Source organism: Paenibacillus sp. FSL R5-0749 (genome assembly GCF_038595085.1).
In the GTDB taxonomy this organism is placed as follows: Bacteria; Bacillota; Bacilli; order Paenibacillales; family Paenibacillaceae; genus Paenibacillus.
Genome location: NZ_CP152005.1, coordinates 6,305,135 through 6,321,545, shown reverse-complemented (window position 1 = coordinate 6,321,545; position 16,411 = coordinate 6,305,135). Strand labels below are relative to the sequence as shown.

Sequence of the window (16,411 nt, the reverse complement as noted above, 5' to 3'; positions counted from 1 at the left end):
AGGTTATCTGTATGGAAAAGTATATATTGGCTCTGGATCAGGGAACGACAAGCTCCCGAGCTATTCTGTTTAACCGTGGAGGAGAGATCGTGCACATTGCACAGCAGGAATTCCCCCAGTATTTCCCCAAGCCGGGCTGGGTGGAGCAGAATGCCAACGAAATCTGGAGTTCCATTCTTGCCGTGATGGCTTCATGTCTGGCAGAGAGCGGCATCAAACCGATCCAGATTGCGGGAATTGGAATTACCAATCAGCGGGAGACTGTGGTGGTATGGGACAAAGTAACAGGCAGACCGATCTATAATGCAGTGGTATGGCAGTCCAGACAGACTGCAGATATCTGTGAAGAATTGAAGATGCAAGGTCTGGGGGACCTTTTCCGCAGCAAAACAGGATTACTGATCGATCCCTATTTCTCGGGAACGAAGGTCAAATGGATCCTGGATCATGTCCCTGGCGCCCGGGAGCGGGCAGAGAAGGGGGAATTACTGTTTGGCACGATTGATAGCTGGCTGATCTGGAAACTAAGCGGGGGGACACATGTCACGGATATATCCAATGCCTCACGTACCCTGATGTACAACATCTATGATCTGCAATGGGATGACGAATTGTTGGAGATCCTCGACATTCCTAAGGCCATGCTGCCAGAAGTGCGAGGTTCATCCGAGGTATATGCACACACGACAGACTATCATTTCTTCGGTCATCGGGTTCCGATTGCTGGAGCGGCAGGAGATCAGCAGGCAGCGATGTTTGGTCAGGGATGTTACACCAAGGGCAGTATGAAAAATACATATGGTACCGGATGTTTCATGCTCATGAATACGGGAGAGAACCCGGTACAATCCGATCACGGACTGATTACAACCATTGCCTGGGGGATGAATGGCAAGGTTGAATATGCGCTTGAAGGCAGTATTTTTGTTGCTGGTTCAGCGGTTCAGTGGCTGCGTGACGGATTAAGGATGCTTCGATCATCCAAAGACAGTGAGGACTACGCCTCGCGCGTGCCTTCAACGGACGGCGTATATATGGTACCTGCTTTTGTGGGGCTGGGCAGTCCGTATTGGGATAGCGAGGTTAAGGGTGCGGTGTTTGGCCTGACCCGAGGCACGACGAAGGAACACTTCATCCGTGCTACGCTTGAAGCGTTGGCGTATCAGACCAAAGATGTACTGGAGGCCATGGAATCCGACTCGGGTATCTCCGTACATGCTTTGCGTGTGGATGGGGGAGCGGCAGCGAATGATTTTCTCATGCAATTCCAAAGTGATATTCTGGGCATTCCTGTCGAACGCCCAACGGTGAATGAAACGACGGCATTGGGTGCGGCTTATCTGGCAGGATTGGCGGTTGGGTATTGGACGAGTGCGGATGAATTGACCGATCATGAAAATACGGAGCGTGTCTTCCAGCCTGTTATGGCGGAGTATCAGCGGACAGAACTGTATGCAGGCTGGAAGCGAGCAGTGAAAGCGGCGATGGCTTTTAAATAAAAAGAAATAAAATATATCTCATTGTGGGTATTTGTACTTTTTAACTAAACATATGTTATAAATGATATTTACTGGTGGAAAATGATGCATGATTTACAGGGTTATTCTTCCTGGAGATGCCGAAACGTAAACCCACTATAAGGAAAAAATCAAGGTTAGTGGATTCATTTGAAATTCCATCCTTTGGTAGAACAGGTTTTTGAATATTTTTTGAATAATGTGTCATTTCAGGACTTCACGCCGTGAAAAATCTGTGATAGGATAAAGGCACAAGTTAAAAAATGATGTCTGGAGATCGGGAGGGACCACGTGCCGCTCAGCAATTGCTGAGCGAATGACGTGGTCCTTTTTTTGTTTTTTTACGGAAACATTAAGGAAATCAATGGGAGGTTCAGGAATGACAGAAACGTTCTCTTCAGCACACCGGACTGAATATTTGCGAGGCATGGCGAATGCACATTTTGACATATTAATTATTGGCGGTGGGATTACAGGCGCAGGGATTGCATTGGATGCAGTTTCACGCGGATTGAAGACAGCACTTGTAGAAATGCAGGATTTTGCAGCGGGTACATCCAGTCGTTCGACCAAACTGGTCCATGGCGGATTGCGATATTTGAAACAATATGAAGTGAAGATGGTTGCCGAGGTAGGAAGGGAGCGGGCTATCGTTTATGAAAATGGGCCACATGTGACAACACCGGAACCGATGTTGTTACCGATCTACACGGCAGGTACGTTCGGCCGATTCAGCACATCCATTGGACTGATGGTGTATGATCGGCTCGCCGGGGTGAAGCGCAGTGAACGACGCCAAATGTTGAATGCTGGAGCGGTGTCAGATTGTGAACCTTTATTGCGCAAACAGGGGTTATTGGGTGGTGGACTCTATGTGGAGTACCGGACTGACGATGCCCGCCTCACCATTGAAGTGTTGAAAGAAGCTGTTAAACGCGGGGCACAGGCAGTGAACTATGTCAAGGCGACGGGTTTTCTGAAGGAGGATGGCCAAATTACAGGTATTCAGGCCATCGATCAGATCAATGGGCAGAATTATACGCTGAAAGCAAGCAAGGTGATCAACGCTTCCGGTCCATGGGTGGACGGTCTGCGGGAATTGGATGGCTCGCGCCAGGGGAAAACGCTGCAGATGACCAAAGGCATTCATCTGGTCTTTGATGGTGAACGATTCCCATTGAGGCAGGCAGTCTATTTTGATACACCAGATGGTCGAATGGTGTTTGCTGTCCCACGTGATGGCAAAACCTATGTCGGAACAACCGACACCGTATATCAGGACGATCCTGCACACCCGCAAATCTCCGAATCGGATCGAGATTATGTAATTGATGCAATCAATGGCATGTTTCCAGATGTACACATTGGTATCGAAGACGTGGAATCCGGATGGGCGGGTGTGCGTCCACTTATTCATGAGGAAGGCAAGAATCCCTCCGAAATCTCACGTAAAGATGAAGTCTGGGTCTCTGATTCCAATCTGATTACGATTGCCGGGGGCAAATTGACCGGATACCGTAAAATGGCCGAGATGGTCGTTGATCTGGTCGCACGCCAGATGGAGCAGGAGAGTGGACATAACATAGGCCCATGCGTAACGAAGAAGATGCCCATCTCCGGCGGTGACGTAGGCGGTTCGGCTGGATTTGTATCGTATGCGGAGCGCAAGATCAAGGATGGTGTCGCTTTGGGGCTTACTCGGCCTGCCGCAGAGCGGCTGGTTCGCACGTATGGTTCCAATGTAAAAGCACTGTATGAGCGAATGCCTGATCCCCGCACCAAGGCTGAGCTCCATGGCATGCCACAGGAGCTACTGTTGATGCTGCGTTACGCGATTGATGAAGAGATGGCTGTAACCCCGTCTGACTTTTTGGTACGAAGAACAGGTCATTTATTCTTCTGCATTGATGAAGTACGTCGCTATAAAACAGCGGTTATCTCGTATATGGCCGATTGTTTGAACTGGTCGGAAGAACAAACGGTCAAGCACACACAGGAACTGAATCAGCTGTTGCTGGAAGCATCCGGAAAAATCTAAGGCAGGATTTCAAGGCCGAGAGTCGAATGGAACATGTAAGCGTGTAACATAGAGAGGGGATTACATCCATGACATTACAGATCGGAATCATTGGAACAGGCTGGTTCAGTAAGGTGCACGCGGATATTCTCGCACGAATGGAAGGTGTTCGTGTCGCGAGTGTCTGTGGAACAACGTTGGAAAAGGCAGAGGCCATGGCCTCCGTCTATGATGCTGTTGGTTACGGGGAACTTGAACATATGCTGGATGGTGAGAAGTTGGATGCGGTATATATCTGTGTGCCTCCGATGTCTCACGGATCGATAGAGTCCGAATTAATCCGCCGCGGTATTCCATTCCTGGTGGAGAAACCATTGAGCACCGGAATGGACGTGCCACGTCAGGTGTTGGATCAGGTGCAGAAGAGCGGATTGTTAACCTCTGTCGGATACCATTTCCGTTATCAGGAGGCTGCTCAAGTAATGCAACAAGCGATGAAAGAACAGACTGTTGGCATGGCTCTTGGCCGCTGGATGGGCGGAATGCCAGGGGTTGCCTGGTGGCGGCGTCAGGAGGGTTCTGGAGGACAATTCGTAGAGCAGACTACACATATTGTAGACTTGCTTCGGTATTGTGCAGGAGAAGTTACAGAGGTATATGCTGTAGCAGCTCAGCGAAGCATGCATGAGAAACATGAACATGTCAGCGTTGCCGATGTGGCGAATGTGACGCTCAAGCTGGAAAGTGGAGCGATTGCAAGCATCGCCAATACCTGTCTGTTGCCAGACGGAGAGGGCGGCGCAGGACTCCAATTCTACACGGATGCAGGTGTGTGGGACTGGACACCGGAACGTTTGCTTCTGCCAAGTGCCGCAACACATGCGATGGCAGGACTGGAGATTTCGGCAGGACCTAATCCATACGAGCGTGAGAATGAAGCGTTCATTCATGCCCTGCGTACCGGGGACCGTTCACGAATCCTGTCCGATTATGCGGATGCCTGCCGTACACAGGAGATTACGACGGCGGCGTTGGCATCGGCTGATTCCGGTCTGCCTGTCAAGCTTCAGCCCTCAAAGCATCTCTCTCATTAATCAAGGTTGAACGTAATATAAATACGCCTGAATCAGAAACTGATCGGTAGATCAGCCTGATTCAGGCGTATTTGTGTCGAGCGGACATGAATGGATCGGCATTCAAATTACTCGGATTTCTGCTGTTTCAACCAGTCGGAAGACCAGCTGTAGATCTGATCAATGACAGGTTCAATCGCTCTGCCTTTGGGTGTTAATTCATACTCTACACGAGGAGGAATCTCCGGAAACATGTGCCGGGTTACAATGCCTTCCGTCTCCATTTCCTTCAATCTCTCCGATAAAAGTCGTCCACTGATCGCCATCTCTGCTTCAAGCTCCGTGAACCGTTTGGGTCCGGACAACAGTTGGTACATGATCAACAGAACCCATTTCTTGCCTATAATGTCTATCGCCTGAGTAATCATACAGGGACTTGGTGCTTTTACTTTTCTCAGTTTCAACGTATTCACCTCGCTTCATGATCATTTTCTTCACAGTTGTATATGAAAGGACATGGTTTCTGCCACTTTTGGAATGGTAGAACATTCAAGTAAATGAGGGTTACTACAAAATATACTGTAACATACCTTTTGTATGTATTATACATCATATGGTGAGAAATTACTTGAAGAAATTATATTATTATTATATACTAACTTCATAAAAGTAAGTTGGTGATAAATAATACGTATAATATGAACGCGTACTATTTTGAAAATGGAACTGGGCTAAACGCTTGAAAACAGAGTGACCCTTTGGGAACTTTTACATAGTTTTTTTTTACAATGTACAGCAAAAATATTCATTACATAGTAGGAACATATAATTTGTCACAGGAGGATCTACATATGAACAAAATTTTGGGTTATATTTTTCTGGTTGTGCTTGCGGGTGTGTTCGTCATGACGGGGTTTAATAAAATTACTGGAGCAGACATGATGGTTCAGACATTCGAGAGTTTCTCTTATCCAACATGGACCATGTATCTGCTTGGCGCTGCCGAGTTGCTTAGTGCAGTCGGACTGCTGATTCCACGGACTCGTATCCTGGCTTCAGGCATACTGACATTCATTCTGATTGGAGCCGTGGGAAGCCATCTGATCTATGCACAATATGCTGCGGTCCCATTCCCGGCTGTGTTGTTGGTAGCTAACATTATTGTCCTGATTGTGGGCATGCGCAGATTGGAAGCGGAAGAAGAAGGCCAGATGGATGCGATTCAGGCATAATTGAGAGACAGCAAGAAGATGACCACTGCCAATAAGCGGTGGTCATCTTTTTATGTAAGACTTCGTTTGGCACGTGTGATAATTCGCAGTGTATGTTTGGTATCGGACTGCTGAATCCAAGTGTCACAGACCTGCCGGACCCACTCGGGATTTGTTTTGCCGGCATCGTTCAGCCAGTTGCTTACCGAATCCTGTACATACTTATGAGCATCCGATTTCACCGCGTCAAGCAAGGGAAGGGCCATAGCCGGGTTTTCTTTTAACTCTGGAATATGTTTGGCCCATACACCACGAGGTCTGATGCATTCTATGGCAAACCGACGGATCAGTGGATCAGGGTCAACGCTCCATGGGATCAAATCGTGCAAAGCGGAGGATAATTCGGCAGAGATGGGCTCCCGTACCGCCATCCAGGCAATTTCCCTTACACCAAAGTGATGATCTGCTGCAAAGGGGCGAATACGCTCCAACTTTTCAGTCAGGTTGAGCCGGGAATCCAACCCAATGATATAAGCCGCCCAGCAGCGAATACTGTCTGAACGATGTTCTGCAATGGAACGAAAGAGATTGGTATGTTCATTCATGGTTAGACGATTCAACAGATTAAGCCATTGCATAGCTATGGCCGGGATGATTTTCATAATTCGCTGCTCATTCATGTGTCTTAACTGTGCAGTAATTGCCGCGGTTTCGGCATCCATTCCCCATTCATGGGTAACCCTCTCAAAAAGAGAAATATGATCTACTGCCAGCCATTCGGTCAGATTGACCGACTCAATGTGTCCTGCTTGTAGCCCATTGCGGATATGCTCCGGGATTTCCGCAGCTTTACGGGCGCCTTTGCGAAGAAGAACGTCCTCAGGGATAAACAGATCTGACTTAGCATCCAACGGTATACGCCTCCTTGGTTGTATAGACTCATGCGTTATACAATACAACTTACCGGAGAACAGGGATGTAAGGCATCTTACAATTGTGCAGTGATTTTTCGAAGGGTAGCGATTTCGTCACGATGAAGGGAGACTGATTTGAATCCGGTACGAATACGGCCTGCTCTAGCTAACTCTTGCATGGCGACGGTGACCGATTCCCGTGTGACTCCCGCCATCCAGGCAATCTCCTGATGGGTAAGTGCCAGTTGAATCTTGCAGAACTCCTCTTCTTCGATGCATCCCATCTGTTCAGCCAGCCGGAAGAGATTATGTATCACCTTTTCGTGCAGGTTACCGAGTGCAAGCGTCTGTGTCAACTCGCTCATTCGCTTGATCCGTTCACTTAGTATGTTCATCAGTCTCATCATAAATTCCGGATGCTCAATCAGAAACTGTTCAAAACGCGGTTTGTTCATCAGGCAAATATCACATTCCTCCATCGTTTCGATATAAACGGCACGTGTTCCGAGTGAGATTCCATTCATCTCTCCAAACACGTTACCTTCCGTCAACATATCAAGCGTGAACTGCTTGCCCTCCGGGCTCAATGTATATAAACGAACCTTTCCCCGTTTTATAAAATAGAAACCTTCCGTAAATGTAGCCGGTGTCTGGATCTGACTGTCTTTAGGTAAGGTTGTGATAGAAGTCATCCCATCCATTTCAATCAGGTCGGCCTCGGACAAGGAGGACAGCAGGTCGAATTGTGATAAATACAGAATTTTATCCATAGCATTCCTTCCCATAACATTATGAAAATAAAAAAAGAAGAACCCACGAAAAACAACGGGTTCTCTTGCAGCGGGACTTCCGGCATCGGAAGGTCTTCTGACTATAAATGATCGAATGCCATTTTAATTATAGTAACTTTTTTAATTGAGAGACGCGTCCTTGGCTGATGCCAAGCTTTTCCGCAATTTGCTGTTGAGCCAAACCTGGATTCTGTTCAACAATTTCTTTCATTTGTTGCAGCATGCGTGCCGTTTTCGGCCGCAAATCCGGATATTCTTGGTTGTCAGCTGTGGTCCCTTCTTCCCTAGCGGGAGATGAGACAGGGGCGGATTTGGAAGCAGGACGCTCCACGGGTGCAGGAGCCTGTTTGTTCTGAGGTACGAACCAGTCGGGAGAGTCATCCGGGTGTTTTAATTGAATTGCACAAGTCCGGCAGATGAATTGTTCTTTGAAATACATTTCCGTATCTACATCACCGCAAAAAATACATAATGTTGATTTGTACTTTCTTAAAATCAACTCTTTCCCTTCAATGAAAAACTCAAGCGGATCGCCGATATGGATTTCCATCGTATCCCGCATTTCTTTGGGAAGGACAATTCGTCCAAGACGGTCCAGAGATCTCTTCATTCCGGTTCTTTTCATCGCATCTCCCCCGCAATATTCACAATTAAAACCTGTCCTTATTGTAAGGAAGAAAGGGCTTTAATACAACAATAATATTTCAAAAAAGTGGGATAATTCCATCTATTATGGGAAAATAAGTTTGGAAAGGATCGGTGCAACGGCTAAAGTGAATAATGCGGCGAGCACCATGGAGATGCTGGAGATGGTACCTGTCAGGGAACTCAGTTCAAACGCTTTGGATGTTCCTGTGCCATGGGCACCGGTTCCAAACAGTGTGCCTCGTGCAATTTCCCCATCGATGCGCAGCATCTTGACGATAGAAGGTCCCATAATCACCCCGAGCAGGCCGGTCATAATAACGAAAACAGCTGTCACCGCAGGAATGCCGCCGATTGTAGCGGAGACGTTCATGGCAATTGGGGTGGTGATAGAACGTGGGATCAAGCTATGGATCAGTCCTGAATCCAGTTGCAGCCATTTGGCAAGCAGGGCAGAAGACAGCACGGCAACCACCGATCCGGTCATGACACTGAAGACAATCTCGGAGATATGTTTTTTGAGTACATGGAAAAAAGTATACAGTGGTACAGCAAAAGCCACGGTGGCCGGTTGAAGCAACAGACTCAGCCATTTGCCACCACTGCTATACGTGGTATAATCCGTTCCGGTTGCGAGCAATACGCCAACGACAAGAAGCGGCGTAATGAGCAACGGAGACAGATACACTTTTGGCAGGTTGCGATACATTCGTTTGGCTACCGCATAGATCCCGACGGTTAACAACAGGCAGAGGAATCCAATCATCCAGTGTGACGCTCCTTTCGTTTCGCAATTCGTGTAGCAACGAGTCCTGTGCAGGACATGACCAGGAAAGTGCTAAGTAGTACGATGAATAAAATCTGCAATCCGTCATGCTCCAACATGGGCATATAGTTCATGATGCCAACGGCTGACGGGATGAAAAATAATAGTAGTTCTCCGAGCAGCCATGCAGCTCCAACTTCAATCCAGCGCAGCTTTACGACACGGGTCTGAAGCAGAATGAATAGCACGGCCATACCGAGAATCGAACCCGGTACAGGAAGATGGAGAGTACGGGCCAGCAGGTCCATAAGCAGTGAAAAAACCATTAAGAGCGCAACCTGTGCAATACCAAGGCCCCATTTTTTCACTTCAATCCCTCCTTGTATCATCAACGTAATCGTTTAATTTTTTTTGAAAATGTTTCATTTGATATCATAAATTTTACATGGCATTCTTTCATGAGTAAAATGCATATTAAGAATGTTTACTATTCCATTTGTCTATGAAAGGTGGAGATCAACGGATGGATATCCGCCATTTGCAATATTTTCTGGAAGTTGCCCGACAACAAAGCTTCACCAAAGCCGCTGAAGTGCTGTATATCACCCAGCCTACCATCAGCAAGACGGTCAAGAGTCTTGAAGAGGAATTGGGGATCACGCTACTGGACCGTTATGGCAAAAAGGTGGAATTAACCGATGCAGGCCATGTGTTTTTCCGACAGGCGCTTGAGATTGAAAAATCATTCCGCAATCTGTCATCCGAACTGGACGACTTGATGAATCTGAAGAAAGGTCACCTGCGGATTGGCCTGCCGCCGATGGTGGGGTCCAGCTTTTTCCCCATGATCATTGGTGAATTCCACAAAGCCTACCCGCAGGTGACCATTCAGCTATTTGAGGATGGTGCCAAAAAAGTGGAGGCCGATGTGATTAGCGGTGCACTGGATATTGGCGTTGCCGTTCTGCCAACCGTGGACGAACTGTTGGATCATTTTGTTTTTGTGAAAGAGAAATTGAATCTGCTTGTGCACCCTTCACATCCACTTGCGGATAAAGATTCGGTTGCGCTGCATGAACTCGAAAACGACGCCTTTGTGTTGTTTCGGGAGGATTTTGCGTTGCATGATCGGATTATTGTAGCCTGCCAGCATGCGGGGTTCCAGCCGAGGGTGGTGTATGAGAGCTCTCAGTGGGATCTGCTCAGCGCAATGGTTGCCGCCAATCTGGGTGTAGCTTTACTGCCGGAAACGATCTGTCGTGAGGTAGACCACATGCGCGTGCGCATTATACCCGTGGTGGAACCGGTGATTCCATGGCAGCTCGGCATGATCTGGCGGAAGGACCGTTATCTGTCTTTTGCCACGAGAGAATGGATCGGATTCACACAGTCGATGCTGGGTCAGTAAGGGAAGCGATCGGAAGGTATTCTGTCGTTGTAGTGCCCAGTGTAAATACTCTTTTGTTGAATCAGGATCGTTGTTACAATGGAAGCATAATGATGGTGGAGGTGTACGAACATGAAACTGCGGGTATCCGCTGTACAATATCAATTGCACACAATCAGCTCGTTTGAGCAGTTCGCCGCTCAGGCGGAGCATTACATACGGACAGCGAGCGAATATGGAACCGAATTTGTCCTGTTCCCGGAATTTTTTACAACACAATTAATGTCCATTGGGGACGAACAAGGCAATGCGCTGACGATTGAGGATCTGCCGAACTATACGGAGCAATATGAAAAACTGTTCACGTCACTTGCAGCCAAGTATGGTATGCATGTCATCGGGGGAACCCACGTCATTCGCCGTGAAGGGAAGCTGTATAATACAGCTCACCTGTTCTACCCGGATGGTCGCATCGCGCGCCAGGACAAGATTCATATAACGCCAACCGAAGTACAGGAGTGGAATATGGCCCCCGGAGATGGACTTGAGGTGTTCGACACCGATAAAGGCCGTATTGCCATGCTGACCTGTTACGATATTGAGTTCCCGGAAATTGTGCGCATGGCCAAAGCCAAAGGTGCTGACGTGATTTTCTGTCCTTCCTGTACGGACGATCGTCATGGATTCTACCGTGTGCGTTATACGAGTCATGCCCGCGCGGTGGAGAATCAGGTATATGTGGTGTTAACCGGAACGGTGGGTAACTTGCCGACGGTTGACTTCATGCGTGCCAACTATGGACAAGCCGCAATAATTACGCCCAATGATATTCCGTTCCCGCCACGTGGCATTCTGGCGGAGGGTGAGCTTAACAACGATATGATTGTGACCGCTGATCTGGATCTGGACTTGTTATATGAAGTGCGGGAACGTGGATCGGTAACGACCTGGCGTGACCGCCGTACTGATCTGTATACCGATTGGGAATAGACAATTCCATTTATTAATGAACAAGACATCGGAACATTTATCAGAATATTTGTCAGTGGAAAGGGGCGATCCGGCAACATGTATAGGAAAGAAATGCTGATCACCGACCCGGAGCGGAAGGGTAAAAGGGTAAAAGCGGTCGTCCGCAATTACGTTGCAGCCGACTTTGAGGAACTTGTTCGCATTCAGGCGGAAAGTTTCCCTCCTCCTTATCCGGAAGAGCAGCTCTGGAGTCACGAGCAGCTCAACAGTCATGTGCAGCATTACCCGGAAGGGGTCATCTGCATTGAAGTGGATGGAGAATTGGCCGGATCGATGACCTCGCTGCGGATGCAGTGGGACCCTGCACATCCAGCGAGTCATACCTGGGCCGAAGTAACGGATGACGGCTATATTCGTAACCACCAACCGGATGGCAACACGCTGTATATTGTTGATCTCTGTGTTCGTCCGAAGTACCGCAAGTGGGGACTGGCTCAGTTGATGATGCAGGCGATGTACCACCTGGTGATTGCACAGGGTATAGATCGGTTACTGGGTGCGGGGAGAATGCCAGGTTATCATCTGGTTGCAGATCAACTGTCTGCACAGGAATATCTGGATCAGGTGGCTGCGGGTGAGAAGCGTGACCCGGTGATATCGTTCCTGTTGCGTTGTGGCCGCATGCCAGTTGGCGTGACAGCAGACTATCTGGATGACGAGGAGTCCTGCAATTATGCTGCCCTGATGGAGTGGCGAAATCCATTTCGATAAGATTTGCTCACCATTACAGATCAAACCCAATTTTGAACGAGTTATATATACCAATGATTAAACTATACATTCTTATCAAGGAGGCATTTATCCATGGAATTCACGCGTATTACATCCATTAACGATCCATTGTTTGCCCAAATGCACAAGCTGATGCAGGAGATCTTCCCAAGGGAAGAAGTGTTGGACTTCCCGCTCTGGGCAGAACCATTGGAAGATCCGGGTATTCGGGTATTCGTGGCTGTGCATGAGGGACAGGTCGTTGGCGCGACAGAGTACCGTTATTACGAGGATTGGAATGTGGCCATGACGGACTTTACGATTATTGGGCGTGAAGGTCTGGGCATCGGCAGTTTCCTGGCCAATCACCGCAAGCGTGATCTGCAGAAGCTCGCGGCAGCCAACGGGAAGGAATTGTTCGGCATGTTTGCCGAAATCTATAACCCATATCTGAGTCAGGATCACGAATTTGGCGGGATCAAGCCGATGGACCCGTATGTACGCCGCGAAGTATTGTCGCATCTGGGATACCAGCGTCTGGATTTCCCGTACGTTCATCCATCCTGGCAAGGGGATGGGGAAGCGGTTGGCGGATTGGATCTGTGCTTCATGCCAGGCGATGAGTCACTCAGTGAATTGCCAGCCAGTCTGGTGGCTGATTTCCTGAATCGATATTATGCGGTGCTACCGAACAAACCACAGGAGTGGCTTGCCATGGTAGAGCAATTGACTGTTCGTAAGTCGGTTGCATTACTGCCGTTGTAATGAGTTGAAAGACCCGAGCCTGGACTAACAGGGTTCGGGTCTTTTTGGTTTATTTTTCAGAACGAACGAGATCCTCTTTTTATTTGTGTGGGATATGTTACCATTAATATGGAAGATATATGTTTATTTTCATTTTTATTTAAGGAGGGGATTAGATGAGAAAAAGCAGAATTTTGTTCATATCGATGTTCGCTTTGTTTTTAACAGCCTGCACTCCAAGTGACGATGCTTCACTACCAGATGTACAGCAGAGGGAACGCAAGGATGCCATAGATATCGAACAAGTTCAGAAGGAAAACGAACTGCTGAAGGAGCAGGTGTGGAACAACCAGAAGGAAAAAGATGAAAAAAAAGCAAAAGAGCAGGAAGAAGTAGAAAGTTTAAGAGAAACGCTGAATATTACGTTTAAACTGATGGCAGCGATGCAATCTAAAGATTATGCATATCTTGAATCGGTGTCTTCTCCGAACATAGAAATATCGCAGCAGAGCAATATCATTATTTCGAAACGGGATCAGGTAGATTACGAAGTACCTTTTCTGCAAAACGTTAGCCTGAATAATCTGGAGTATCGCGGATTTAATCCGCTGGATTCAGATCGGGTCATTTTACATATGGCTACTGTATGGTCTGATGGAAACGGTGCATTGGATCTCTATTTCATTCGTTCTGAGGAAGGCAACTGGCTCTTTGATGGGCTGCTCACGAATGGATAGGCTACCTAGTCTGGTTCCGTAATATAAATAGCGACCGTTCTCTACATGATTCAGAGGAAGGTCGCTGTATGGATAAGTTCGAGTGAAAAGATTCAACTATTGTGTAGTCTGTCGATCCGGAAGCTGGCTCAAATAACTGTTGGACAAGTGTGCAAGATCCAATGCTCGATCATACTGTTCCTTGGTTATAAACCGTGAAGACGAAACCTCACTGTTACTGGATGTAACTATTGCTGGAGGTACCTTGCCCGCTGAAATCTGCGGCGTCTCTTCCAAAGGAACATCCATCTGCTGTTGCCCGGCATCCTGTCTGCCCGCATCAGCCAGGGAATAATGCGTTCCATCCCCGTATCCTTTCGCCGGAATGAAGAGAGAAGCATCGTTTAGAACCGACCCGGAAGGAAGGTAATATCGTTCGGGTAGAAGATTCCCGCCTTCACGCAGCAAATCCTGTCCGAAGTGTAATTGGTCCTCCAATGATACGCCGGTGAGTCCCGCAATCGTTGGCAGAATGTCCACCTGACCTCCGATCTGTTCCAGCTGCACACCCGCGGTTACGCCAGGGGCCGAGATCATGAGCGGAATATTAATCATATCTGCTGATGTGTACTCCCGACCATACAACTCTTTCATGATGACTCTGTCTTGCTTATCCAGTGAATAGATGGGGAGACCCAGATGATCCCCATACAGGACGAGCAGGCTGTTTTCCCATAATCCCCGTTCCTTCAGTCCAGCAATCAACTGTCCAATCGCCTGATCGGCATAGTGCTGCGATATCAGATAATCGCCGGGCAACGTATCCTTGTAACGCTCAGGCAGCGTCAGCTTCACCTTGTTTTCGGGCAAAGTGTACGGGTGGTGGGCTGACATGGAGATGATATGGGCATAGAAGGGATCACCGGAAGACTGCATGGACTCCAGCTGATCCAGTGTTTTGGAATATAGCACTTCATCCGAGGCCGAGAAGGCGATAGAATCCTGTGTGCCGAAATAATCAATATCATAATACTGGTCGAATCCAAGTGCCTTGTATAACTGATCCCGATTCCAGAATCGGACATCATTTGTATGGAATGTGGCTGTCTGATATCCGTTCGCCGCCATTAGCTTGGGTAGACTCGGCAGAGCCTTATCTGCGTATACAGTCGTTGCTGCCCCGTTCGGTGGGGTGTAGAACGAAGTATTCACAACGAATTCGGCATCGGATGTATTTCCCTGTCCCACTTGCTGATAAAAGTTCGGAAAATACAGGCTCTGTCTAGCCAATTCATTCAGGTTGGGCGTGATCTCCTGTCCATCCACCTCTAATCCAATCAGAAAGTTCTGAAACGATTCCATCTGGAGCATGATCACGTTGCGTCCGCTCGCTGCACCCTGCTTCACAATCGCAGGAAGTGGAGTCGTTTGCTTCAGTTGGTCGATGGCAGCCTGATCAATGTGAGCAACGGGCACAAGTTCATCAGGTCGATCCAGGATGGTATACGCCTCGTAACCGAGGATGCCCATCTGTTCTGCTTGTGTAAGCTCACTCATACTGGCCCGATTGGGGTAGATGTTGAGCATGCACAGGATCATGGACAGGATCAGAATGACCGAAGCAACCCGTCTTCTGGCACGTCGTTCAAGCGGAATGCGATTCGGGCGTTCTGTACTCCCGAGCTTGATCCGACGACGAACGAGTATCCCCCCAATGATCAGAACGTCTGCAAAAATAAACAAATAATAGGGGTCAAGCAACGAGAACATGCTGCTCTTGACCGAAGTCACCTGATTCACCTGTGCCAGCGCGTGATAGTTAACGATTACACCGTAATATTTGTAGTACATGATGGCTGCAAAGAAAATGCCTGAGAGCAGCAAATTCATGGCAAGGTACATCCACATCCGCCGCTTGGCAGCAAACCACTCAATTAGACAGAAGCCGATCCAGATGAGCGGCAATTCGGTCAGCAGAGGTTTCCAGACGGGGATGTCATCGAAGATAACGATCCAGGCCAGTGAGCTTTTGATCATCATGATGAAGGTAAAGAATATAAAAGGTCCGCTTAGAAATCGGGTGAGTGAACTGCGTGACAAGGTACCGCCTTCCCTTCCGAAGTTTCATTTAACAAGTATTATCCTATCTCAGCATGGCTGTGTCAAAAATGAAAGCCTTCAACAATGGACGGCAAAAAACCTCTTCCACGCAGGAAGAGGTGTGAAAAAACGTGGGTTACCGCGATAAAAACCAGATACGACCCATTCCGTTATTCGATCGTGTACGTTGTGACGTAAGAAGGTCTGGGGAACATGGTGGGCTTCTGTGCAGTCAGGCCTTCGCTTGTACTGCGGTTTCGGTGAGCGTGGCTATAGGCTTGAGATTCCTGCCAGTCTTTGAAATGTTCTTCGGATTGCCAAAGTGTAAGTACGACATACGTATCATCCTTGAGAGGACGAAGCACACGAATACCGACAAAACCAGGCTCATCTTCTACCTTGCGGGCACGGTTCTTGAATCGTTCTTCAAAATCGTCACGACCATCCTCTGTCACAGGGATATTGTTCAGAACAGCGAAACCACCGCCAGTCCAGGAGCCTGCGGCATCGAAAGCTTCATATGCGGCTACTTTATCATCAGACTCAATATTCATCAGGCGTTCTGCGGATTCAATCGCCAGACGCACATGCTCTTCGCTTCGCAAAGTGAGATGCGGGTACGCAGCAAGTGCATCCGGAATCGGTGAAGGAACCAAATAGATATACATAGAAGCTGCCTCCTCATTAAGTACATTCTATCTCAAGATAGCATATGAGATTGTGCGAGTCCAATCGGTGGATCAACTGGTTTGAGCACGTCTTTTCATGATAAAGTATAATCACTACA

At 47.9% G+C, this 16,411-nt stretch carries 17 protein-coding genes; 9 read left to right on the top strand and 8 right to left on the bottom strand.

Going from position 1 to position 16,411, the window contains the following annotated elements:
* Positions 1-11 precede the first annotated feature (11 nt).
* From glpK to MKY85_RS28180, 3 genes are all read left to right on the top strand, one after another.
* Complete coding sequence (glpK, locus tag MKY85_RS28190; RefSeq protein ID WP_342571321.1) at positions 12-1,499, top strand: glycerol kinase GlpK; 1,488 nt, start codon at positions 12-14, stop codon at positions 1,497-1,499.
* Positions 1,500-1,944: 445 nt separating this feature from the next.
* A complete protein-coding gene (locus tag MKY85_RS28185) occupies positions 1,945-3,555 on the top strand; it encodes an FAD-dependent oxidoreductase (RefSeq protein WP_339261543.1) in 1,611 nt (536 codons plus the stop codon).
* A 68-nt stretch (positions 3,556-3,623) separates the two neighbouring features.
* Positions 3,624-4,628, top strand: a complete 1,005-nt coding sequence (locus MKY85_RS28180; protein ID WP_342571320.1) for a Gfo/Idh/MocA family oxidoreductase — start codon at positions 3,624-3,626, stop codon at positions 4,626-4,628.
* A 107-nt stretch (positions 4,629-4,735) separates the two neighbouring features.
* Here the strand turns inward: MKY85_RS28180 and MKY85_RS28175 are convergent, their stop codons facing one another.
* The gene (locus MKY85_RS28175; protein WP_026081419.1) at positions 4,736-5,035 is read right to left on the bottom strand and encodes a helix-turn-helix domain-containing protein; all 300 of its coding nucleotides are present in this window, start codon (positions 5,033-5,035) and stop codon (positions 4,736-4,738) included.
* Positions 5,036-5,458: 423 nt separating this feature from the next.
* Here MKY85_RS28175 and MKY85_RS28170 point away from each other — a divergent pair, with 423 nt between their 5' ends.
* Positions 5,459-5,839, top strand: coding sequence for a DoxX family protein (locus MKY85_RS28170; protein ID WP_339238516.1), 381 nt, complete (start codon positions 5,459-5,461; stop codon positions 5,837-5,839).
* A 50-nt stretch (positions 5,840-5,889) separates the two neighbouring features.
* Here MKY85_RS28170 and MKY85_RS28165 read toward each other — a convergent pair whose 3' ends face one another.
* The 5 genes from MKY85_RS28165 to MKY85_RS28145 all read right to left on the bottom strand — a co-directional run bounded on the left by MKY85_RS28165 (position 5,890) and on the right by MKY85_RS28145 (position 9,302).
* Positions 5,890-6,729 carry a DNA alkylation repair protein gene (locus MKY85_RS28165; protein ID WP_342571319.1) on the bottom strand — a complete coding sequence of 280 codons (840 nt, stop codon included), beginning with the start codon at positions 6,727-6,729 and terminating at the stop codon, positions 5,890-5,892.
* A gap of 77 nt (positions 6,730-6,806) precedes the next feature.
* The gene (locus MKY85_RS28160) at positions 6,807-7,502 is read right to left on the bottom strand and encodes a Crp/Fnr family transcriptional regulator (RefSeq protein WP_342571318.1); all 696 of its coding nucleotides are present in this window, start codon (positions 7,500-7,502) and stop codon (positions 6,807-6,809) included.
* 127 nt (positions 7,503-7,629) lie between these two features.
* A complete protein-coding gene (locus tag MKY85_RS28155; RefSeq protein WP_047840820.1) occupies positions 7,630-8,148 on the bottom strand; it encodes an AbrB/MazE/SpoVT family DNA-binding domain-containing protein in 519 nt (172 codons plus the stop codon).
* Positions 8,149-8,253: 105 nt separating this feature from the next.
* Positions 8,254-8,934: an LrgB family protein gene (locus tag MKY85_RS28150; RefSeq protein ID WP_339238508.1), complete on the bottom strand. Its 681-nt coding sequence runs from the start codon at positions 8,932-8,934 to the stop codon at positions 8,254-8,256.
* A complete protein-coding gene (locus MKY85_RS28145) occupies positions 8,931-9,302 on the bottom strand; it encodes a CidA/LrgA family holin-like protein (RefSeq protein ID WP_342571317.1) in 372 nt (123 codons plus the stop codon). The genes MKY85_RS28150 and MKY85_RS28145 overlap by 4 nt, the downstream gene beginning before the upstream one ends.
* A 155-nt stretch (positions 9,303-9,457) precedes the next feature.
* Here MKY85_RS28145 and MKY85_RS28140 point away from each other — a divergent pair, with 155 nt between their 5' ends.
* The 5 genes from MKY85_RS28140 (at position 9,458) to MKY85_RS28120 (ending at position 13,545) form a co-directional block, all read left to right on the top strand.
* Entirely contained in the window at positions 9,458-10,342 is an 885-nt protein-coding gene (locus MKY85_RS28140; protein ID WP_342571316.1) for a LysR family transcriptional regulator, read from the top strand.
* Between the two features lie 111 nt (positions 10,343-10,453).
* On the top strand, positions 10,454-11,311 hold the full coding sequence (locus MKY85_RS28135) for a carbon-nitrogen hydrolase family protein (RefSeq protein ID WP_342571315.1): 858 nt from the start codon (positions 10,454-10,456) through the stop codon (positions 11,309-11,311).
* A gap of 78 nt (positions 11,312-11,389) precedes the next feature.
* Positions 11,390-12,064 (top strand): GNAT family N-acetyltransferase, encoded by a 675-nt coding sequence (locus tag MKY85_RS28130; RefSeq protein ID WP_342571314.1) that lies wholly within the window; start codon positions 11,390-11,392, stop codon positions 12,062-12,064.
* A 93-nt stretch (positions 12,065-12,157) separates the two neighbouring features.
* Positions 12,158-12,829 (top strand): GNAT family N-acetyltransferase, encoded by a 672-nt coding sequence (locus MKY85_RS28125; protein WP_342571313.1) that lies wholly within the window; start codon positions 12,158-12,160, stop codon positions 12,827-12,829.
* Between the two features lie 155 nt (positions 12,830-12,984).
* Complete coding sequence (locus MKY85_RS28120) at positions 12,985-13,545, top strand: hypothetical protein (protein ID WP_342571312.1); 561 nt, start codon at positions 12,985-12,987, stop codon at positions 13,543-13,545.
* Between the two features lie 96 nt (positions 13,546-13,641).
* On the opposite strand, the gene MKY85_RS28115 is transcribed toward MKY85_RS28120, so the two are convergent.
* Both MKY85_RS28115 and MKY85_RS28110 read right to left on the bottom strand, forming a co-directional pair.
* Complete coding sequence (locus MKY85_RS28115) at positions 13,642-15,624, bottom strand: LTA synthase family protein (protein ID WP_342571311.1); 1,983 nt, start codon at positions 15,622-15,624, stop codon at positions 13,642-13,644.
* A 170-nt stretch (positions 15,625-15,794) separates the two neighbouring features.
* Complete coding sequence (locus MKY85_RS28110; RefSeq protein WP_342571310.1) at positions 15,795-16,292, bottom strand: antibiotic biosynthesis monooxygenase; 498 nt, start codon at positions 16,290-16,292, stop codon at positions 15,795-15,797.
* Positions 16,293-16,411: the final 119 nt, after the last annotated feature.